Consider the following 21,296-nt stretch of genomic DNA (forward strand, 5'->3'; position numbering starts at 1 on the left):
TCATAGTATTTCCCAGTTAATATCTGCTACCTTGTACAGATTGGTTAAATCGACCTTTGAATATATTCTTGTTGTATCAATTTTTTGATGACCTAAATAATCACTGATCTCCTTTAATGAAAAACCTGTATTGATCAAGTAAGTGGCACTTGCGTGTCGTAAACAATGAGGGCCGTAGGATTTTATATTCCAATCCATCGGTTTTAATATTTTGTTTATGATTGCGTAAATAGAGCTGTTATTTAACTTCTTGTAAGGTCCAATCTGTGTCAGGAAAACTTCCCTCAAACTTGATTCATTGGGCCGGACTTCTTTAAGATAATGTATTATGGCATCACCAACAGTTTGGGTTAAGGGAAATAATTGCGGCTTACATCCTTTTGATCTTCTTACGTAGATAATCTCCTTTTGCCAGTCTAAATCATCAAGCTGAAGATATGCTACTTCACTGCTTCGAAGTCCATAAACCGTAAGTAGCTGTAAAATTGCAAAATCCCTTATATTAATAGGTGTTTCAATTACGAATTCTGAGACCATCTTCTGGATATTTTCTCTTGTCGGTGCTAATGGCAACAGCTCATGTTCATAGATTCTGGGAGCTCGGATAGATTGAGATAAATCGTTCATACACCATCTTTTCTCAGATGCAAAGCAAAGGAAAGATCTCAATACACTTAATTCGTTTTTAATTGTTCTTCTGGAAAGACCAGTCTTCTTACGGCAGCTAATAATTTTTCCAATGATATCTGGTGTAACTTTATTAAAGTGGACACAATGCTCACTGATGAGTTTCAGGTAACGCTTTAATATTCCGCGTCTGGATATTATAGTTCTTTCTGATAGACCTTTGATTCTTGATTGAAAATATAAATAATCGCTCAATTCTTTTGTAAAGGGAATTGAGGGCACTGTATCATCTTCCAAACAATCTAATAAGGACAACCATATTTTAGCAGTATGAATTAAGCTTAGCTTATTCTTATAAGTATAATTTTTTGTTCTGGGATGTATCTTGTCTAATCTTGACCAATTACCAGCCATAACTGTTAATTCAGAAACTTTTACTGTCCGTACCGAATAGAACTTAAGATGAGTCATGATAACCAATAGACTCATTGCTTCGTTATAAAGAGTAGAATCTTTTATCCCTTGGTTCTTCCGATGGTGTAAAAACAGCAGCCGTTCTGCCAGTAAAGGGCTTTCTATTTGATGAAATAAAACATGACGTAATTTAAATAACTTTTTCAGTAATATATCATTTTCTTCTGAAGTTGCTTCCACACGGTTCAGAAAGCCCAACCAGTCTAGTCCAATTTTAATAAACAGCTTCTTTCCAAATTGATTAGAACTTGTTTTTGTATTGTATTTTTTACTTAATCCCCATTTTTGGGCAGCCTCAATTAATTCTTTAATAGTAATTATCCTGCCATTTTCCAGATGCAAAAATTCTATTATTCGCAGAAGATAAGATGCTGTAACCTTTAATTCCAGAGTTCGCTTCTCCTGGCTTTGTAAATATTTCAAATATGAGATTCGCTCTCGAAGTAATGGATGGCCTAGATGCCGTTTTAGCGTGCTGGATGTTTTATATAACTCCTGCAGTATTTCATTTCCCTCTTCTATGACAGGTACATCCAGCCAGTTTAGGTACCTTAACCATGATTTAGTGTACATAGAAAAATTTTTTTTTCCAGATTCTGAAAAATTCTTTTTTAAATGGTGAGTAGTTTTCATTTTTCCCCATTTCACAGCGGCCGTCTCAATTTCTTCCACAGTTATTATCCTATGATCCTGCAGACGGAGCAATTCGGTTGCTCTTAATAGATATCCTTCAATTAATTTCAATCTGAATACTGTAGCATTGTTAATCGACAGATAATTCAGATACTCAACTCGCTCTTTCAGTAGTGGAGCGTTTTGATGATGATTTAAATTTCTTTTGAATAATTGTTCTAACATATGTTTCTGCTTTATACCTATTTATTCTAACGTTGAAATACAATTAAAAATTTGAATCTTAAATAGTTACATATAAGATTCAACATTATTACTAACCGAAAACAAAGCAAAAAGATCACATGAAATTTAGATATGCATTTTTTTTATTTTGTATGTAAAAATAATATCGTAATATTGCAATATAATAATTTAAAAATGGGAGCAACAAAGACAGATCATTTTACGGACCGCCAAAACCAGATTGCGGTTATTGCTAAAGCATTGGGCCATCCTGCAAGGGTTGCTATTATAGAATATCTGTTAAAAGTCAATACCTGTATCACCGGAGATATTGTCAATGAGCTGCCACTAGCACAGCCAACCGTATCACAGCATTTGAAAGAATTAAAAAATGCGGGATTAATACAAGGGAGCATTGAGGGAACATCTGTATGCTACTGTATTGACGAAAATACATTCAATATATTGAAAGAGTATTTTTCAAAAATAATTTCTACAGTAACCAATCAAAAATGTTGTTAATGATGGAAACTGCTTTCATTATATCTTCGGTATTACTGATCAGCTATTCATTATTGGCAGTATTTGATGGTGTATTTTTGCATCTTTACAAATATCACCTCTATGAGCATAAAGAAAGCCGTTTTGAACATCTTACTCATACGATAAGAGCCTTTTTATTTACAGGTATTCTTGCAACTTTATTTATAAATATTGAAAACAACAACTTGTTTGTAATCGGATGCGTTTTGATTGTTGCGGACATCATTACATTGCTGTTGGATGCTTATGTGGAAAAAGACAGCAGACAATTTATGGGGGGACTTCCCCGTTGGGAATATATTATCCATCTTATGGTTAATGGCTTCCACTTTGGGGCTATCGCTGTATTTTTAGTGATCAAACTCAATTTTGATTCTAGTGGTTTTACATTAGCGCAGAACTTTCAACATATAGAAAGCTATGGCACATTTAGATTTATAGCAATAAATCTACTGCCGGGAGCGATTATCATAAGCCTCTTACATGTGCTGCTTTACATTCCCAGATTCAGTAAGTATTTTAATAAATTACAGCTAAAGTGCTGTTAAAAAAATTTGTTTGAAACCATCGTAATATTGCATTATAACTATAAAATATAAAACAATGAAATTATCAGAAATCAAAGAAATCCTTCCAACATTAGACAATGTTGAATTTCAGTTAGAAAACGGAACGTTTGTACCCGAGCATTTCCATGTGACCGAAGTCGGCCAGATTAATAAAAGATTCATTGACTGTGGTGGTGTAATCCGTGATGAAAAGGCAGTGAACTTTCAGCTATGGAACGCCGATGACTTTGAGCATCGTTTAAAGCCTGGAAAACTATTGAATATTATCAAACTTTCGGAGGAAAAATTAGGTATAGAAGATGCTGAGATCGAAGTGGAATATCAAAGTGATACAATTGGAAAATATGATCTGGAGTTCAATGGCAAAACTTTTATATTGAAAAGTAAGACTACTGCCTGTCTTGCACAGGATGCATGCGGGATACCTTCTGAAAAGCAAAAGATAAATCTTTCTGTACTTGCAGGTACTCAAAATAATTCGTGTACACCGGGTGGAGGATGTTGCTAATTCGCTGTAAATGTCGATTATATCTTTTAAATAAAATGCACTAAAATTAAAATCAATGGATGAGATCTTTGATGTTATTGTTATGGGCGGAGGCCAGAGTGCGCTAGCATGTGGATATTATCTGAGGCGGGCAAAACTAAAATACATCATACTGGATAAACAGGATATTCCGGGGGGTGCCTGGCTCAATAGCTGGGATAGCCTGACCCTGTTTTCTCCGGCAGATTACAGCTCTTTACCCGGATGGTTGATGCCAAAATCTGAGCATAGGTTTCCGCTCAGACAAGAAACAATTGACTACTTGGGTAAGTACGAAGAGCATTATCAACTGAATGTGAAGAGGGGTATTGAAGTTCTTGAAATTAAAAAGGAGGGGAATGTTTTTCAGGTCCATACCCTTGAGGGAGCTTTAAAAGCTAAAACAGTTATTTCGGCAACTGGGACCTGGGGCAATCCGGCTATTCCAAAGCTAGCAGGAATAGAAGATTTTAAGGGGCTTCAAATTCATTCAAGAAAGTATAAAAACCCAAAAGACTTTACTGGACGGAAAACGCTGGTGGTAGGCGAAGGTAATTCCGGCGCCCAGATTGTCGCAGAGGTCTCAAAAGTTACCGCTGTAAAGTGGTCAACCAAAAAGGAACCAGAGTTTTTGCCTGACGAAGTAGACGGATATTATCTGTTTAACGTAGCTTCGGCACGATACAAGGCCGAAAAAGAAGGAAAACCCTTTGATGCATCGCAATATAATTTAGGAAATATAGTAATGGTTCCATCTGTTAAAGAGGCCCAACTCAGAGGCGTATTGGTGTCAAGTGGTACATTCGATAAGTTATATGATAAGGGGGTGATTTGGCATAATGGGGACAAAGAGGAATTTGATGCTATTATTTGGTGTACAGGATTCGGTTATGATACTTCTTATCTGAAATCATTGATACACATAGACGAAAAGGGCGTTGCAAAGACCAGTGAAAGTAAATCATTAGAAATGCCCGGATTGTGGCTCGTCGGATACGGCAACTGGACCGGTTATGCCTCCGCCACAATCATAGGTGTAAATAGAACAGCAAAACAGACAATACTTGAGATTGAAGAATTTTTAAAAAATAGTAACTAATAAAATATGAAAATTGCATTATTCAGTGATATACACGCCAATTTACCCGCTTTGGAAGCTTTCTTTGAAGATGTAGATAAAAGAGATCCCGATAGTATCTTTTGTTTGGGTGACCTGGTAGGTTATAATATTTGGCCTAATGAAGTGATTAACGAAATCCGTAAGCGGAAAATTCCAACCATTGCAGGAAATTACGATTTCGGTATCGGACGTATGAGCAATGAGTGTGGCTGTGCCTATAAAACCGATAGTGAAAAAGACAATGGCAATATCTCCATCTCTTTTACCAATTCTATCATGAAGGACGATGAGCGTGCCTACTTGCGTACGCTTCCTGCCCATATCAAAGTTGAGTTTCAGTTGAATGAAGATAAGCTCAATTTGCTTTTGGTGCATGGCAGCCCAAGGAAGATCAATGAATATCTTTTTGAAGACCGTGAGGAAAAAAGTATGCTCAGGATCATGGAGCAGGCTGATGCAGATATCATGTGTTTCGGGCATACGCACAAACCTTACCACCGCATTTTAAATTCTGGATCCAAAGACCAGGCTCATTATCGTCATGCGGTCAATATCGGTTCCGTTGGTAAGCCCAAGGATAATGATGTCCGCGGTGCTTATGTCATGCTGTCCATCAATGAAAACAGCTCTATACTGAACAAAGAAAGCATCGGTGTCGAGTTTATACGATTTGATTATGACATTGAAAAAGCAGCAAAGGCGGTAGAAGAAAGCCCCCTGCCTAATGAATATGCAGAAAATCTAAGAAGAGGCTATTAATTTTAAACCATAAAAATGAACCATAAAATTATAACAACCATTGAATCCATTTCAATAAATAGTATTTCAGAAGAAAGAAAAACAGTTTTACAGCCATTGGCGGACTACATACAGAGGAAGGTAAGAGAGAACCAGACAATCCGGTTAAATTTCATCTGTACGCATAACAGCCGACGAAGCCATTTATCACAGATCTGGGCTCAGACAGTAGCCTATCATTTTGGTATTACTAATGTGTTTTGCTATTCAGGAGGTACTGAGGCAACAGCCATGTTCCCAAAAGTGGCAGAAACATTGAGCAATCAGGGGTTTCAGATTCAAAAGCTCAGCGAAACAGAAAATCCTGTCTATGCAATTAAATATGCCGAAAATGAGGCCGCGGTTATCTGCTTTTCCAAAGAATATAACAACGAATTTAATCCTAAAAATGAATTCGGTGCCATCATGACCTGTAACAATGCAGATGAAGGCTGTCCTTTGGTTTTTGGAGCTGAGGCAAGATTCCCGATAAAATACGATGATCCCAAAGCCTCGGACAATAGCCCACAGCAAACAGAGGTGTATGCGGAAAGAAGCTTGCAGATTGCAGCAGAAATGTTTTATGTTTTTTCACTGGTAAACAAATAGCATGGAAATAACAGCGATCGGTAAGGAGCATTATTCAAATATCTCCAGAATATACAAAGAAGGCATTGAAACAGGCCATGCCACTTTTGAAACAACAGCCCCAGAGTGGGAAGATTGGGATAAAAGTAAACTAAAACACAGCAGGTTTGCAGCAGTAGTTGATGGTATCATCGTTGGCTGGGCAGCCCTTTCGGCAGTGAGCGACCGTTGCGTTTACGGAGGTGTTGCAGAAGTAAGTATTTATGTTTCTAATTCTCATAAAGGAAAAGGCATCGGAAAGACCTTGATGGCCAAGCTAATTGAAGAAAGCGAAGCTTATGGAATTTGGATGCTTCAAAGTGGAATGTTTCCTGAAAATGAAGCAACAGTAGCGCTTCATCAGCGCTTTGGTTTTAGAATAGTCGGTTTCCGTGAAAAAATAGGTAAACTGGGAGATACCTGGCGCGACACGATTATTATGGAAAGAAGAAGTAAAACAATAGGAATAAATTAAAATAATATGCAGCCAAAATTAAAATTTCTCGACAGATACTTAACACTTTGGATATTTCTTGCCATGGCAGTTGGCGTAGGCCTGGGCTTCTTATTTCCCGGCACTTCAAAAGTAATGGACTCACTATCTATAGGTACAACTAACATTCCATTGGCTATTGGACTAATCTTAATGATGTACCCTCCACTCGCTAAAGTTGATTACTCGATTTTACCTACTGCTTTTAGGGATAAAAAGGTAATAAGTATATCATTATTATTAAATTGGGTGATAGGACCTATTTTAATGTTTGTTCTTGCTATTTTGTTTTTAAGAGATGAGCCGGATTATATGATCGGATTAATTCTTATTGGCTTAGCCCGATGTATCGCAATGGTCATTGTTTGGAATGATCTCGCAAAAGGCAACAGAGAATACGCTGCTTTATTGATTGCTTTAAACAGTATCTTTCAAGTGTTTACCTACAGCTTCTTTGTCTGGTTATTTATCAATATCCTGCCCGGTAAATTAGGATTAGCCAACTTCAATGTAAGTGTTTCGATGAAGGACGTCACTGAAAGTGTTCTTATCTATTTGGGTATTCCATTTCTCGCAGGTTTTCTAAGCCGATATTTCTTAGTCAAATCAAAAGGCATAGAATGGTATAATAGAAAATTTGTACCTAGAATATCACCTATAACACTCTACGCTTTATTATTTACGATTGTGTTAATGTTCAGTTTAAAAGGTGAAAAAATTGTGGAACTGCCAATGGATGTTGTAAAAGTAGCTATCCCACTGGTAATCTATTTTGTCCTTATGTTTTTCGTGAGCTTTTTTATCAATAAATCAATGAAAGTTCCTTATGACAAAAACGCTTCAATTGCATTTACAGCTACAGGAAATAATTTTGAACTGGCGATTGCGGTAGCTATCGCAGTGTTCGGCATCAACTCTCCGCAGGCTTTCGTAGGTGTTATTGGCCCGTTAGTAGAAGTTCCGGTACTCATACTTTTGGTAAGGGCCAGTTTGTGGCTGAAGAAAAAGTATTACAATTAAAATAATTTCAAACATATCAATCATTCCAATTTCTAAATATTATGTTTTGTTCCAGATAATTATATGCTTATTTTTAGGTGTTTAGCATCAAAATATCTGGAACAGTAACATAAGTGATTACACAACATAATGGATAGCAGATAATGCGGGTAATAGACAGAAAGTTAATTTTCAGTTTAACCCTCAAAGTACAGGAACTTTATAAAAAAATCATCATTTAAAATCCTGGCTATTTCGTCAGAAATAGCCTTTTTTTGTAATCTGAGTTTATATAGATAAACTAACATTTGCCTGTAACTTTTTGAGAAAATGTAAGCATCTATATTTTTCTCAATAGGGTTACTCCTGACATTTGCGAAAAGACGTTTCTGACCCAAGGAAGGAATTGTCTTTTCGCCGAATTTTAAATAAGCGACAATTCTCGATTGTCGCTTATTTAAGTATTAATAATCCCGATTTAAATATGCCCCTCATCGGCAAATGACATATAATCTGTTGAGGTTAAAATGCAATGATCTAATAACTTAATATTAAAAAATTCTGATGCGTCTTTTAAATTTTGAGTAATTTTTAGATCTTCGGCTGACGGTTTTAAATTTCCAGATGGATGGTTATGTGCTACTATTAAAGATGACGCATTACATAATAATGCTGTTTGCATGATTATTCGAACATCAACTATAGTTGAGGAAATTCCAGATTCAGAAATTTTTCTTATCCCTAGAACCTTATTATTCTGATTTAGATATAGGGCAAAGAAAGACTCTCGATAATCAATTTCATCAGAATCAAAATGTTGACGAAAAACATCGATGGCATCTCGTGAATTACTGACTAACTTTTCAGAATTCCCTTTTCTAGTATAACTTAATTTTATTTCGTTGACAATATTGAATTTCATTTGGCTTGCTCCTGTACGGCGGAGACTTCGGTTTACCGTACATTGATAATTCGTATTTCAATTCATTATTAAAGTATCTGCCCCATGGTAAGCAAACTTTTCGCAAAGTTCAAATGCTTTTTGGGATTTCATTTGTGCAGTACCACCAAAAATAATGGACTGTAATTTGGCTTCGTCGTCTTTGTAGGTTTTTACATTCTGATAGAAGCCTGTCACTGCATTGTAAGCCCCAAATAAAGTCCCTTTTGTTGTTTCCATTTGTTGGGTATCACTTATCATTGCGTAGGCAAAAGCTTCATCGACGGTGTTTTTGAAAACGGTTGATAATTCATCAAAATTTCCTTTTTGCAGATGAGTTAAAGTTTCTTTATTTGGACAGAGTGCCAACTGAATTAATTTTTTCATTTCTGCGTCACCAATTGTAATCTTTGCCCAATGATTAAAAGTCTTTTCTAATTGATCACTTAACGTGTTGGCTAATCCCATCACTTTGTGAGCATCGTCCAACCGTTGCTTTGCTCCTGCTGTATGTTTTATTCTTACAACATTACTCATGTTTTTAAGAGAAGCATTCAAGGTATTTTGGCAAACGATGCGCACGGGGGTAAATGCGGCGGTAATGCTTCCGCTCCCGTCATGGGAAGTAGTAAGGAAAATGTATTTTTCTGTAATATCGTCACCGTTTCCAACACGGATATAATCGGGAAGTTTTGCGGTAATAAAAATTCGCTCACCATTTCCTAAAGCTCCTGCAGTTTCGTACAAAATGCCTGCTCCACCGCCTACTATAGCATCGAAAAAAGAAAAGGCTTCACGATTTTGTACAATATGGTAATCTTTTCCGACTACTCCCAAAACCATGTTATTATCTGTACGGATATTGGCGAAATAGTTTGAAATCTCCAATTCTGAATTATTCATTACGAGTCCGTCCAGAGTTTCGATAATGCCTGTTGCTTTTGTAAATAACGGTGATTTTTCCACCTCGTAATCAAGCCCTGCAAATCTTATGGCTTCTTCGCTTGTTGGATAATCTTCTACTATTTGTCCCAGGTTATGCCATGCTTTTTCCTTTACACTGAAAAATGAATATTTCCCTGTTCTGTTGTTGAAATTTAAATTATGTGCCATGATGTTGAGATTTTAAATGTGTATAAATTGTATTTGATTTAAAAAGATAGGTCATCATCCGTATAACTTTCGTCAGATTTAGATTTATCAGTTTCTTTTTGACCTTTTTTACTGAATGATTTAGAATCATTTTCGTTTTTTTTAGTACTGTTATGAATTTTAATTTGCGAAGTATGAAAATTTAGACCTGCGTGAGGTTCACCATCTCTTCCTATCCATGCCGATGTATAAGCTCTTCCGCTTAATTCGACTAATGTTCCTTTATTTAAGATTTCAGCGACTTTTGTTGAAATCCAATAGGCACATTCAAAATAAGTTGTCTGTTCGATTCGTTCGCCTTGTTTATTGCGATAGTTGTCATTCGTAGCAATTGAAAAATTAACTACTTGTTTTTTGTTTGACAGGGTGCGCACTTCCGCATCTCTGGTCAGTCTTCCGATAATGTTCATAACTGTTTTTTTAAGATTGTACATGTTGTTTTGTTTTCAATCTTTTATCCGTCCTTTCTCTGAAAGCCTTTCAGGCTTCGTTTAATATTTTTCAAAAGAAAAACCGGAAAAAAGAAAGCAGATATGAAGTGCTGACAAAGAAAAATGACCAAAAGGAAACGGAATAATTGGAGGGTACCTTTAGGGAGCAAACCGTTTATGCCGTAGTCTTTTGGTGGGAAAAGCGCTGGCTGGCAACAATACCTTAGCTGCCTTTTTACCGGTTTATTATGAAAAAATGATCTGATTCATCACATTGAAATCTTATTTAATGCGCAGTACAACTTGTGAGAAGTATTGATGTATTCTTTGGTTGAAATCGTTTTGGATTACGCCAATGACAGCCAATGACAGCCAATCCCGGCAACTTTCTTTTAATACTGCTAATTAGCTTTATATCGCACAAAATGTTAGTGCTGTGGAGTCCAGAGATAATTTTAATTTTTTAGATATGAGTCAATTACCATCCAATCTTTTTATTTCAATAAAGCAGTTAATCGAAAACGCTAAACGCAGTATTGTTCGAAATATCAATACCGCTATAGTATTGACTTACTTTGAAATAGGTAAGGTGATCATTGAGAATGAGCAGGACGGAAAGGACAGAGCAGAGTATGCAAAAGAAACCTTGAAAAATCTAAGTCAACAATTGACAAAAGAATTCGGCAGAGGTTACTCAGTAGATAATTTGCAGTGGATGAGAAAGTTTTATTTAACGTATCAAAATAGAATTTCTGAAAAATACGAAACAGTGTCTCGTAATTCTTTTTTTTCATTATCATGGTCTCACTACATTCAATTAATGAAGATTGAAAACTCAGATGAGAGAAATTTTTATGAAATAGAGGCGAGTCAGAATAACTGGAGCGTTAGAGAGCTTACAAGACAGTTTAATTCAGCTATATATGAAAGGTTAGCATTAAGCAGGAATGAGGAAGAAGTGAAGAAGTTAGCTCAGAAAGGACAGATCATAGAAAAGCCGACCGATGTTCTAAAAAGTCACTATGTCTTGGAATTCTTAGATCTAAAAAAAGATAATCGCTATTCCGAAAGTGATTTGGAAACTGGGATCATCAATAAATTAGAGCATTTTATGCTGGAGTTAGGAAAAGGCTTTCTCTTTGAAGGGCGGCAAAGCAGATTTACATTCGAAGGCGACAGTTTCTTTGTGGATTTAGTGTTTTACAATCGTTTATTGAAGTGTTTCGTGCTTTTTGATCTAAAAATTGGAAAGCTGAGCCATCAGGATATCGGGCAAATGCAGATGTATGTCAATTATTACGACAGAAAAGTAAAGCTGGAAGAAGAGAATCCTACTATCGGAATTATTCTCTGCAAGGAAGAAAACAAAACAGTCATCGAGTTTACACTTCCAGAAAACAACAATACAATATTTGCAAAAGAGTATAAGGCTATCCTTCCAAGTAAGGAGGAACTTAAAAAGCAAATTGGATAATCGAGTTCATAAGCCCTTGGATTCAATTTAGGCTAAAAAGTGTTTTATATGGCTTGTACAGAAAAAACGGTATTACTGTTTTTTTAATATTTTTTGCTACTTGGCAATTAAGGTGTCATAATTAAGAAATGATGTATTATCGCTTAATATAGTTTCATAGTCCGTCCCTCCAAAATTTCACAAAGTAAAATTAGATTTTATACTTTATAATTTTAACATTCAACTGATTATTTGTATTTTAGTTGCATCTAAGAAAGATGAATTTCTTCGCAACCATTCTTGTTGCCACTTTAAAAATAATAAACAAAATTGTAAATTCTGTTGCTAATGCTGACTTACAGGAGAGAGCCTTTGCTACTGCATTTGTGTAGAACAATGCTTTGAGAGGCTGTATCTTTTGAGTAAACGTTAAAAGTGCGAGATAAACTATAATTTTTCTTTTAAGATCAATTTGCACCTCTAAGCCAAGTGTTGCAAGTAAATGCCTCAATTCATTATGATTGATTATGCCGGATATTTTTATTCAAAAGATATCGGTCATGGAAAGGAAACTTGAAGTTAAAAATATAAGCATTGATGATATTATCAAAATATTTAAAGAAGAGGAGAGAGTTGAGCTAACAATTGCGGAAGCGGAACAGATTGTAGAATTTCTAAAAATGCTATCAACAATCGTATTAAAGCGTTTTTTGGATGAATAATATTTTAATACTGTAGAAATGAAAAGAGCCGATTTATATATCCGTGTTTCAACTGACGAGCAGGCAGATAAGGGCTATTCGCAAAGAGATCAGGAGGAGCGATTAAAACGTTACTGTGAAAACAATAATATTAAAGTAGGTCAAATAATCTATGAAGATTACTCAGCCAAGACCTTTAACAGGCCAGAGTGGATCAAATTATTGGATACACTTAAGAGAAAAAGCTCAAAAACAAATCTGCTGCTTTTTACAAAATGGGATCGCTTCAGCAGGAACGCTGGCGATGCTTATCAAATGATTAATATACTTAGGAAAATTAACGTAGAACCGCAGGCTATTGAGCAACCTTTAGATCTTTCAATTCCAGAAAATAAAATGATGTTGGCTATATATCTTGCTGCGCCGGAAGTCGAAAACGACAGGCGCGCTTTGAATACTTATTATGGAATGCGCCGTGCTAAAAAGGAAGGCAGATTAATGGGAAGGGCGCCTTACGGCTATGCTAACAAAATAACGGAGAACGGAAAAAAGTATGTAACTCTGAAGGAACCAGAAGCTTCTAACATGAGATGGGCATTTAACGAAATGTCAAAAGGCGTATATTCAGCGAGCCAGATAATGGATATGATGAACAGAAAGGAAGGAAAATCAGTTAAGATAAGTGCCTTTCTTGCAAGTTTACGCAATACGGCATATTGCGGGAAAATTTACGTGGAACAATTCAATGAAGAGGAGGCTCATTTTGTTAAGAGTATTCATGAACCTTTGATCAGTGAAGAACTATTCGAAAAAGTTCAAGGTATAATGGATGGAAATGTGAATCCAGCTAGACCCAATGTAAAAGTATTGTCTGACGATAATTTACCATTACGAGGTTTTCTGGTATGTCCGGATTGTGGTCATTTGATTACAGGCAGTGCATCTACGGGACGTTCTGGAAATAAGTATTATTACTACCATTGCCAGTCCCCGTGTTCATACCGTTATAAATCTGAGATTATTAACTCAAAATTTTTAGAGATATTGCAGTCATTGGAAATGCGCACATCTATAAAAAATTATTTAAAGAAGGTATTGAAACAAAATTTTGAAAAATTAATTAATAATCCCCAAAAGGAAAGGAAAGCAATTCTATTAGAGATAGATCGTTTAAACAGCAGGTTGAAACAGGCAAGAAATAAACTTATGGAAGGGGTAATTGATGATGAAGATTATTTTGAAATTAAGACCGAATGTAAAGGGCAAATTGAAAAGCTTGAAGTTAAATTAACTAAAGGAAAAGATAATAAAAAAATAGATTTTTTAAAACTACTAGACCAAGCATTATCGAACCTGGTAGATCTCGCGAAAGTCTATACTGACGGGGATATTGACGTTAAACGCAAAATAATTGGTTCGATATTCCCCCAAAAATTGCAATTTTCAAAAAATCATTATCGAACCACCCGACCTAATGTTTTACTCTCTTATATATACCAGATAAACAATGAGTTAGGAACTAAAAAAAGCCGGAAGGAAAGTGAATTATCACCTCTTTCCGGTCTTGTACCCAGGACCGGGATCGAACCGGTACTCCTAAGAACTGGTGTTTGAGACCAGCGCGTCTACCAATTCCGCCACCTGGGCTTGATGTTTACTTCAAACGTGATGTTTGTTTCAAATTGGTGTGCAAATATAGGAACTTTTTTCAATGTTCAAAAGCTTTTTGAATAAAAATTTTTAAAAGTTGAGTTCCAAACCATCGTAGGCAAGGTGCATTCCGGACGGAAGCTGTTTATCTTCAATGTCATGCAGTCCTAAATGATGGCTGATATGTGTTAAAAATAATTTCTTTGGTTTTAGTTCTTCAAACAGTTTGATAACATCTGGAAGAATAAAATGCGCAGGATGAGGATCAAATTTTCTGATGCAGTTTAATATCAAAACATCCAGATTCTTCAGTTTTTCTTTTTCAGTTTCAGAAATAAATCCGGCATCTGTAATATAAGCAAGGTTTTTAAATTTGTATCCGAAGACCGTAATTTTATAGTGAATCACTTCTACGGGAGTGATTTCCGTATCCAATACATGGAAAGGCTTATTTTCAATTTCATGAAGTTCAAAAGCAGGTGCTCCGGGATATCTTACATCGGCAAAAGCATAAGGAAATCTGTTTTTTATTTCATGAGCAACTCTTGAATAGCAGTAGAGAGGAACATCATGTCCACTCTTAAAAATCAATGGCCGCATATCATCAAGCCCGATTACGTGGTCATTATGTTCATGAGTTATCAACGCAATATCTACGGTATGTTCTTGGTTGGTAAGCATTTGCTGCCTGAAATCCGGACCGCAGTCAATCAATATTTTTTTATTTTCTTCCGTAGTCACCATCACAGAAGAACGTAAACGTTTGTCTTTGGGATTTTCAGAAGTACACACTTCACATGTACAGCCTATAACGGGTACACCTTGAGAAGTACCGGTTCCTAAAAATTTCAACTTCATTTTCTTTTGAGGTTGGTTTAATTTTGGTAAATTTACGAAAAATTTCATGTCCTAATGTATCAGAAACTAACTCCTAAACAAAAAGCATTAACAATTAATCTAGATCCTACTATTTATGGTACTTTCGCAGAAATTGGAGCAGGGCAGGAGACTGTTCGCCACTTTTTTAGAGCAGGGGGAGCTTCCGGTACGATTGCTAAGGCGATGTCTGCTTATGACAAAGATTTTAGTGATGCCATCTACGGAAAGGAAGTAAAAAACAGGTACGTTACCCAGAACAGGCTTCGCAAAATGCTTCGCTATGAAGTAGCTTTGATTGAAGAGAGAATTTCAAGAGATAATAATCCTGATAGAAAATTCTTTTCTTACGCCAATACGGTAACAACCATCAATTTTGACAAGACTGTAAAAGGCCACGGCTGGGTAGGAATTCGTTTTCAGACCAAAGAAAATGAAGATTACAATGAAATCGTGATTCACGTAAAATTCAAAGAAAATGATGCTACCCTTCAGCAGGAGACCTTAGGGAATCTTGGGGTAAATCTTATTTTCGGGGCTTTCAATTATTTTGACAACCCAAGAACTTTAGTAGAATCTCTGTATGACGATGTTGCGAAAGATAACCTGGAAATTGATATGATCGATTTTAGCGGGCCTGCTTTTGCTTACGTTGATAACAGGCTGATGTCTCTTCAGCTGGTGAAAAATGGAATGACCGATGCGGTGATTTTCAATTCTCAAGGTAGCAATATGCTTCCGGCAGATGTATTGTACAAGAAAAATATTTTCGCGGTTAGAGGAAGTTTCAGACCGGTAACGAAAGTAAACATTGATATGCTTAAAAATGGGATGGATATGTTTTTCAAAGATGCCATCTGTACGCATGAAGAAACAGAAGTTCTTATCGAGATCACTATTTCCAATCTGAGAGCAGATGGAGATATTGACGAAAGAGATTTCCTTGACAGAGTTGATATTCTGGCTAAGCTGGGATATACCGTTATTATTTCCAATTTCTCTGAATATTACAGACTAATCGATTATTTCGCATCTTATACAAGTGGAGATATTGGAGTCGCAATGGGGGTAAATAATATGTTGATGGTATTCGACGAGAAATATTACAAAAATCTGTCAGGCGGTATCCTTGAAGCATTCGGGAAATTTTTCAGAAACGGGATGAGAGTGTATCTGTATCCTTACAAAGATCCTGAAACCCATCAGTTGCTGGATTCTTCAAACCTGAAAGTAGAAGAAAACCTGAAAGAACTCTATAAATATTTTAAACACAACAATCGTATTGTAGATATTACAAACTATAATCCGGAGTTTTTGGAAATCTACTCAAGAGAAATATTGAGAAAAATAGCATGTTGTGTGAAAGGCTGGGAAACTCAGGTTCCGGAAGGCGTAGCAGAAATGATTAAAGAGCGTGGAATGTTCGGATATAAAGAAGAACTTTCCCTAAAACAATTCTCTTAAAAAAATATATACAATGTCAGAATTAAAGAAAAGACTTTCCTCAATTCTTGAAAGTCCAAAACATAATACAGAAGAAAAACTTGAAAAAGTTTGCCACTTGTTGGATCAGGAGATTTCTTACTTCAACTGGACAGGTTTCTATTTCAAAAACGGAGATAAGGAGGAGTTGATTTTAGGCCCTTATGTAGGTGCGCTAACAGATCATACCATTATTCCTTACGGTAAGGGAATTTGCGGCCAGGTTGCTGTTTCCAATGAAACATTTGTAGTTCCTGATGTGAACGAAGAAAGCAATTATTTAAGCTGCTCCATTGATACAAAAGCCGAGATTGTAGTTCCTATCTTTAAAGATGGAAAAAACATCGGTCAGATCGATATTGATTCCCATACGGTAGATCCTTTCACCAATGAAGACCGTGAATTATTAGAATGGCTTTGTAATGAAGTTTCTAAGATTTTATAATAGAACTTCAATACAATTACAATATAGACTCCGGCTTTTATAGTCGGAGTTTTTTTATGAGTATTAAATGAAATATAATCCAGAGATTGCCAGTTTTACTTTTTATGGATTATAAGTGGTAATGACAAACATGATTAAAGGTTCATCTCCCATATTTTCAATAGAATGATACCCTATAGAGCTGATCGCTGTAATATCTCCTTTCTGAAGAATTTTCTTTCGTATCGGGCCTTCAACCCCAGTTCTTTCCCGATATTCTCCGGTTCCATGCACCACAACATACAGTTCTTGCTCATTTCTTTGATTGTGCGTGTGAAACCCGGATTCATCACCTTTATTCAGTAAAACCATATAGGCAGCCAGACGATTGTGGGCTAATTCCTTCTGATCAAACATCTGCAGCATATATACAGTTCCGTTTCCACCATACATATTTTCACGCTTATCCATTTGTGTGATGGTTCGCTCATTCTTTTCAAATGCCATTACATAAAGATGGATATATTTTGAAACTTCCTGAATAACATGATCAAATTCTTCTCCTTCAGATAATATAACTGTTTCAGACATGTAAGTTTAATGTTTAGAGTTTAAAGTTGGTGATAAAAAAAATCAGCTTTGCTGCATCAGGTGGATTTCAGCCAGCAATTCTTTAAAATAATTCTCACATTTTGCAATATGAGTTCCATACCATGAAAATGCTTCACCATCTACGATCATAATCTTTTTATTGGGGTGAAAAACCTGTAGTTCTTCAATATGTTTTTCTTTAAATGGAAACGGTTCAGAGGACAGCATGATTACATCAGCATCCGCAAGATCTTCGGTGGTAATCTGAGGATAACGGGTTTTATCCTTGAAAATATTCTCAAAGCCAATCTCCGATAAAATTTTATGAATAAACGTATCCGAACCAATGGTCATATAAGGATTCTTCCAGATAAGATAAGCTGCTTTAATGGGAGTTTCCAGCTTGGATTGATTCAGGATGTCGTATATTTTAAGATTGAAAAGCTGGGCTCTCTCTTCCTTTCCGAAAAGTTTTCCGAGGTTTTTAAGCAGATAATAATTGTCTTCAATCGTTTCAACATTGGTTACGGTTACCTTAAAATCAGTCATCAAAGCTTCCACCTGATCTTTTACGTTCTCTTCCTTATTGGCAAGAATAAGATCCGGCTGCAGCGCTTTTATTTTCTCAATATTGATATTTTTGGTCCCGCCGATTACGGCTACATTTTTTATTTTATCCTGAGGATGAATACAGAATTTTGTCCTCCCGATAACTTCATTTTCGGTGAGTCCAAGGTCAAATAATGCCTCAGTAATAGAGGGTACAAGTGAAACGATTTTCATATTGGCATGTTAGATGATGCCTAAAATTACAAAAGTTTTCCCGTTAAGAAAAGTCCGGCTACAGAAAAGTAAATGATAAGTCCCGTAACGTCTACAAGAGTTGCTACAAAAGGAGCAGATGAAGTAGCAGGGTCTAGCTTTAATTTCTTTAAAATGAATGGAACCATTGACCCTGAAAGAGTCCCCCAGAGTACGATCAATACTAAAGAAACGGCTACACTTAATCCTACATAAACCCAATGGGCACCATAACTGAAGAAGCCTGCTTCATGCCAGATCATGATTCTTAAGAAGCCGATAATTCCCAAAATTCCTCCTAAAAACAACCCGGTGAAGATTTCTTTTTTCATGACATACCACCAGTCTTTTAAACCGATTTCCTGAAGTGCCATTGCTCTGATAATAAGCGTTGCGGCCTGTGAACCTGAGTTTCCACCACTGGAAATAATTAATGGAACAAATAGTGCCAACACCACTGCTTTCTGGATTTCGTCTTCGAAATATCCCATGGCTGATGCGGTGAGCATTTCGGAAAAGAATAATATAATTAGCCACATTCCTCTCTTTTTTACCATTTCGATGAGAGAAGTCTGGGTATAAGGTAAATCTAAGGCTTCAAGCCCCCCGAATTTCTGAATGTCTTCGGTGTTTTGCTGTTCAATCTGGTCAAGGATATCATCAATAGTTACAATCCCTACAAGAACTCCCGATTCTGTAATAATTGGAAGCGCTGAACGGTCATATTTTTCAAAATAAGTAACGGCATCCTCTTTGGAAGTCATTGTAGTAATAGCAACAAAATGGTTGTCCATAAGATCAGACACTAAAGTATCTTCTTCGGCCAACAGCAAACTTCCCACAGCTAAATCATCAATCAGACGGTTTCTTTCATCCACCACATAGAGATAGTTCATGGTTTCCACTCTTTTTCCTACCTTTTTGATCTGCTGAAGACATCTTTTTACCGTCCATTCCCTACGGATCTGGATATAATAAGGAGTCATCAGACGGGCAATAGAGTCTGAATTGTAGCCAAGCAGCTTTAAAGCAATTCTTCTTTCCTGCGGGTTAAGATGATTGATAGAATATTTGATAAGCTCGTCCGGGAAATCCTCGAAAAGAGCAGTCCTGTCATCCGGAGTCATTGCATTCAGAATTTCAGAAACTTCATCGCTTCCGATACTCCTGATGGTATCTTCCTGGAAATCAGGATCAAGATGTGAAAAAACCTCTGCTTTGTATTCCTTCGGAACCTTCAGAAACGCGAGCAGCCTCTCATCAGCAGGAAGTTCGCTGAGAGTTTCGGCAATATCGGCAGGGTTGAAGATAAGTTCGTCTCTAGAATTCAAAACGTGAAATTTTTTGGATATGCAAAAATAATTCAAATTTTTAAGACTAGGCAATAAACTGGCAAAATTAAGGATTAATTAAAGTTTAGTGCTTCAGTATAAGAGCAAAAAAAAAACACCCGTCGGAACGGATGTCAAAAATTAAATTTTAAATTCCAATATTCTTTAAATTGGTTCACATTCCGAGGTAGGGATGTACGTACAAACTGCATTTGTACAGCACTGGTATGGTCCGCAATCTGAATTGTCTCCACACTTTTTTATTCCGCTGCCTTTAATATTTTTTTGCTCCAGCCTGTTCAGCCTCTTAAGATTTGAATTCTTCATGGTGATCAAATATAGTTAAGGCTCTATCGGACAGTCATGATCAAGACATTCTCCATTGCAGCAATATCCCACAGAACATGGTCTTAGTTCGCTGCATCTGAATGGTCTCATACCACCATTAATTTCTTTGGCAGCTTGTCTGCTGAGTTTCTTTAAGTTTTTCATATAGTTTGGATTTAATGTTGAACTAAAATAGTGAAAATTTCTATATTATTCATTTGTTGGTGAAAATATTTTACTGTAAATCAATAATTTATTTGATTTTATAAATAAAAAACACCTACAAGTGCAGGTGTCTGTAATGATCATATATTATTCCAGTGGACATGGATTGAGAACACATGTGTTATGACAGCATGATCCACCCGGACATTCGTAATGTTCTGTACACTTTTTGAAAGGACCGCTGCCTTTGATTTCCTTTTGAACTTGTCTGCTGAGTTTTTTTAGATTTTTCATGAGATTTGATTTTATGTGAGTTAGTTTATTTTTATTCAATACAAATGAAAGGTGAACAGATTCCAAAGCAACACCATCCAACACTGCAAGGATTGGTTTCGCTGCATCTTTCCATGGATCCTCCATTAACTTGTTTTGCTTTTTCTCTGCTGAGTTTCTTTAGATTTTTCATGATATTTTGGTTTTAATATTAGACTAAAATAGTAAAAAATATTTAATAAATCCTCATTTGGTGAAAATATTTAATTGTTAATCAATTATTTATGATGTATTTAAAGTAAAAGTGCTTGTTCCATAAGTGTGGACAAGTGCTTTATTTAATAGGAAAATACTTTGTGAAAATTATGAATTATGAATTATGAATTATGAATGATGAATGATGAATGATGAATGATGAATTTTTCTGGTATAGCTAATTGAAAAGCGGAATAAAAATTCGCGATTGACTTACGAAGCAAAATTGACCATTGATGATCAAAGCTCTGCTTCGGTAGGTTTCAGCTTTCTCAGTTTTTTAATGATTCCCTTTATAGCTCCCTCGGTTCCTATTTTAACAGAATTTACGGTAGAACCCAGCAGACGCATGTTTTTTCGGTAAGTATCATGGTCTGTTTCCGTGACAAGATTTCCATCGGAACCAAAAAGTTTCATGCTGACAACTACCTGATTGGAGAAAACATATTTTCCAAAACCTACTTTGAAATACCGTACTTTGGAGACAATTGCAAAATCTGCATCGTTATTGAGGCAGTAATCTACAATAGTTTGTTTATCTATACTGTCAAAAGGAAGCTGAACTTCTGCCCGGAGCATTTTATTTCTTCTGCTGCTAAAATTATCGGAAACAGCATCAAAGAATGCCGTGTTGGTAGGATCTTTTATCTCATCAACATCGGGCTCTACCTCGGGATTGAAGTAAAGAACTTTTTTTATTTTGTCATCAGCCGTTTTCTGAGCTTTTACCGAAGTAATGCCGATGAATAAAAAAGTAGCAACTGCCGTAAAGAATATAATTTTTTTCATTTGTAATTCGAATGCAAAATTACGGCCTTTTCGTTGGATTGC

24 protein-coding genes and 1 tRNA gene are annotated in these 21,296 nt (G+C 36.1%); 13 read left to right on the forward strand and 12 right to left on the reverse strand.

Annotated features, from left to right (window positions below; genetic code table 11):
* The gene (locus AC57AW_RS08790; protein ID WP_496351557.1) at positions 1–1,959 is read right to left on the reverse strand and encodes a tyrosine-type recombinase/integrase; all 1,959 of its coding nucleotides are present in this window, start codon (positions 1,957–1,959) and stop codon (positions 1–3) included.
* A 195-nt stretch (positions 1,960–2,154) separates the two neighbouring features.
* On the opposite strand from AC57AW_RS08790, the gene AC57AW_RS08795 reads away from it, so the two are divergent.
* The 8 genes from AC57AW_RS08795 to arsB are packed head-to-tail and all read left to right on the forward strand — an operon-like array spanning position 2,155 to position 7,634.
* Entirely contained in the window at positions 2,155–2,481 is a 327-nt protein-coding gene (locus tag AC57AW_RS08795; RefSeq protein WP_021190660.1) for an ArsR/SmtB family transcription factor, read from the forward strand.
* The gene (locus AC57AW_RS08800) at positions 2,481–3,050 is read left to right on the forward strand and encodes a hypothetical protein (RefSeq protein ID WP_496351558.1); all 570 of its coding nucleotides are present in this window, start codon (positions 2,481–2,483) and stop codon (positions 3,048–3,050) included. The genes AC57AW_RS08795 and AC57AW_RS08800 overlap by 1 nt, the downstream gene beginning before the upstream one ends.
* 55 nt (positions 3,051–3,105) lie before the next feature.
* Positions 3,106–3,579, forward strand: a complete 474-nt coding sequence (locus tag AC57AW_RS08805) for a DUF6428 family protein (RefSeq protein ID WP_496351559.1) — start codon at positions 3,106–3,108, stop codon at positions 3,577–3,579.
* A gap of 55 nt (positions 3,580–3,634) precedes the next feature.
* On the forward strand, positions 3,635–4,696 hold the full coding sequence (locus AC57AW_RS08810) for an ArsO family NAD(P)H-dependent flavin-containing monooxygenase (RefSeq protein WP_496351560.1): 1,062 nt from the start codon (positions 3,635–3,637) through the stop codon (positions 4,694–4,696).
* Between the two features lie 6 nt (positions 4,697–4,702).
* Positions 4,703–5,476 (forward strand): metallophosphoesterase family protein, encoded by a 774-nt coding sequence (locus AC57AW_RS08815; protein WP_496351561.1) that lies wholly within the window; start codon positions 4,703–4,705, stop codon positions 5,474–5,476.
* Positions 5,477–5,491: 15 nt separating this feature from the next.
* Complete coding sequence (locus AC57AW_RS08820; RefSeq protein WP_496351562.1) at positions 5,492–6,103, forward strand: arsenate-mycothiol transferase ArsC; 612 nt, start codon at positions 5,492–5,494, stop codon at positions 6,101–6,103.
* A gap of 1 nt (position 6,104) precedes the next feature.
* Positions 6,105–6,596, forward strand: a complete 492-nt coding sequence (locus tag AC57AW_RS08825; protein ID WP_496351563.1) for a GNAT family N-acetyltransferase — start codon at positions 6,105–6,107, stop codon at positions 6,594–6,596.
* Positions 6,597–6,602: 6 nt separating this feature from the next.
* The gene (arsB, locus tag AC57AW_RS08830) at positions 6,603–7,634 is read left to right on the forward strand and encodes an ACR3 family arsenite efflux transporter (RefSeq protein WP_496351564.1); all 1,032 of its coding nucleotides are present in this window, start codon (positions 6,603–6,605) and stop codon (positions 7,632–7,634) included.
* A gap of 457 nt (positions 7,635–8,091) precedes the next feature.
* Here arsB and AC57AW_RS08835 read toward each other — a convergent pair whose 3' ends face one another.
* Genes AC57AW_RS08835 through AC57AW_RS08845 form a run of 3 tightly spaced genes read right to left on the reverse strand, consistent with a single transcriptional unit; the run spans position 8,092 to position 10,115 of the window.
* A complete protein-coding gene (locus AC57AW_RS08835) occupies positions 8,092–8,535 on the reverse strand; it encodes a JAB domain-containing protein (protein ID WP_428140509.1) in 444 nt (147 codons plus the stop codon).
* A gap of 57 nt (positions 8,536–8,592) precedes the next feature.
* Positions 8,593–9,666, reverse strand: a complete 1,074-nt coding sequence (locus AC57AW_RS08840; RefSeq protein WP_428140510.1) for a DUF932 domain-containing protein — start codon at positions 9,664–9,666, stop codon at positions 8,593–8,595.
* Between the two features lie 38 nt (positions 9,667–9,704).
* Complete coding sequence (locus tag AC57AW_RS08845; RefSeq protein WP_428140554.1) at positions 9,705–10,115, reverse strand: single-stranded DNA-binding protein; 411 nt, start codon at positions 10,113–10,115, stop codon at positions 9,705–9,707.
* A gap of 490 nt (positions 10,116–10,605) precedes the next feature.
* On the opposite strand from AC57AW_RS08845, the gene AC57AW_RS08850 reads away from it, so the two are divergent.
* From AC57AW_RS08850 to AC57AW_RS08860, 3 genes are all read left to right on the forward strand, one after another.
* A complete protein-coding gene (locus AC57AW_RS08850) occupies positions 10,606–11,610 on the forward strand; it encodes a PDDEXK nuclease domain-containing protein (RefSeq protein WP_496351565.1) in 1,005 nt (334 codons plus the stop codon).
* A gap of 539 nt (positions 11,611–12,149) precedes the next feature.
* Positions 12,150–12,311 carry a hypothetical protein gene (locus AC57AW_RS08855; protein WP_290300469.1) on the forward strand — a complete coding sequence of 54 codons (162 nt, stop codon included), beginning with the start codon at positions 12,150–12,152 and terminating at the stop codon, positions 12,309–12,311.
* Between the two features lie 18 nt (positions 12,312–12,329).
* Complete coding sequence (locus AC57AW_RS08860; RefSeq protein WP_496353876.1) at positions 12,330–13,904, forward strand: recombinase family protein; 1,575 nt, start codon at positions 12,330–12,332, stop codon at positions 13,902–13,904.
* On the opposite strand, the gene AC57AW_RS08865 is transcribed toward AC57AW_RS08860, so the two are convergent.
* Together AC57AW_RS08865 and AC57AW_RS08870 are read right to left on the reverse strand one after the other, a co-directional pair.
* A tRNA-Leu gene (locus tag AC57AW_RS08865) sits at positions 13,858–13,937 on the reverse strand. The two genes, AC57AW_RS08860 and AC57AW_RS08865, sit on opposite strands and share 47 nt — an antisense overlap.
* 93 nt (positions 13,938–14,030) lie before the next feature.
* The gene (locus AC57AW_RS08870) at positions 14,031–14,798 is read right to left on the reverse strand and encodes an MBL fold metallo-hydrolase (RefSeq protein ID WP_318848302.1); all 768 of its coding nucleotides are present in this window, start codon (positions 14,796–14,798) and stop codon (positions 14,031–14,033) included.
* Positions 14,799–14,852: 54 nt separating this feature from the next.
* Between AC57AW_RS08870 and AC57AW_RS08875 the strand changes: the two genes are divergently transcribed.
* Together AC57AW_RS08875 and AC57AW_RS08880 are read left to right on the forward strand one after the other, a co-directional pair.
* Entirely contained in the window at positions 14,853–16,280 is a 1,428-nt protein-coding gene (locus tag AC57AW_RS08875; RefSeq protein WP_318848301.1) for a TonB-dependent receptor, read from the forward strand.
* 13 nt (positions 16,281–16,293) lie between these two features.
* Entirely contained in the window at positions 16,294–16,743 is a 450-nt protein-coding gene (locus AC57AW_RS08880) for a GAF domain-containing protein (RefSeq protein WP_496351566.1), read from the forward strand.
* 102 nt (positions 16,744–16,845) lie between these two features.
* On the opposite strand, the gene AC57AW_RS08885 is transcribed toward AC57AW_RS08880, so the two are convergent.
* The 6 genes from AC57AW_RS08885 to AC57AW_RS08910 all read right to left on the reverse strand — a co-directional run bounded on the left by AC57AW_RS08885 (position 16,846) and on the right by AC57AW_RS08910 (position 21,254).
* Positions 16,846–17,313: a cupin domain-containing protein gene (locus AC57AW_RS08885; RefSeq protein WP_496351567.1), complete on the reverse strand. Its 468-nt coding sequence runs from the start codon at positions 17,311–17,313 to the stop codon at positions 16,846–16,848.
* Positions 17,314–17,355: 42 nt separating this feature from the next.
* On the reverse strand, positions 17,356–18,096 hold the full coding sequence (locus AC57AW_RS08890) for an ABC transporter substrate-binding protein (protein ID WP_496351568.1): 741 nt from the start codon (positions 18,094–18,096) through the stop codon (positions 17,356–17,358).
* A 26-nt stretch (positions 18,097–18,122) separates the two neighbouring features.
* On the reverse strand, positions 18,123–19,445 hold the full coding sequence (mgtE, locus tag AC57AW_RS08895; RefSeq protein WP_318848298.1) for a magnesium transporter: 1,323 nt from the start codon (positions 19,443–19,445) through the stop codon (positions 18,123–18,125).
* Between the two features lie 342 nt (positions 19,446–19,787).
* Positions 19,788–19,937, reverse strand: a complete 150-nt coding sequence (locus AC57AW_RS08900; RefSeq protein WP_496351569.1) for a bacteriocin-like protein — start codon at positions 19,935–19,937, stop codon at positions 19,788–19,790.
* A 147-nt stretch (positions 19,938–20,084) separates the two neighbouring features.
* Complete coding sequence (locus AC57AW_RS08905; RefSeq protein ID WP_496351570.1) at positions 20,085–20,357, reverse strand: bacteriocin-like protein; 273 nt, start codon at positions 20,355–20,357, stop codon at positions 20,085–20,087.
* Positions 20,358–20,705: 348 nt separating this feature from the next.
* Positions 20,706–21,254 (reverse strand): pyruvate decarboxylase, encoded by a 549-nt coding sequence (locus AC57AW_RS08910; protein WP_496351571.1) that lies wholly within the window; start codon positions 21,252–21,254, stop codon positions 20,706–20,708.
* Between the last annotated feature and the right edge of the window lie 42 nt (positions 21,255–21,296).

It is taken from the genome of Chryseobacterium sp. BGA-UO-ETr-SB22 (assembly GCF_059567885.1).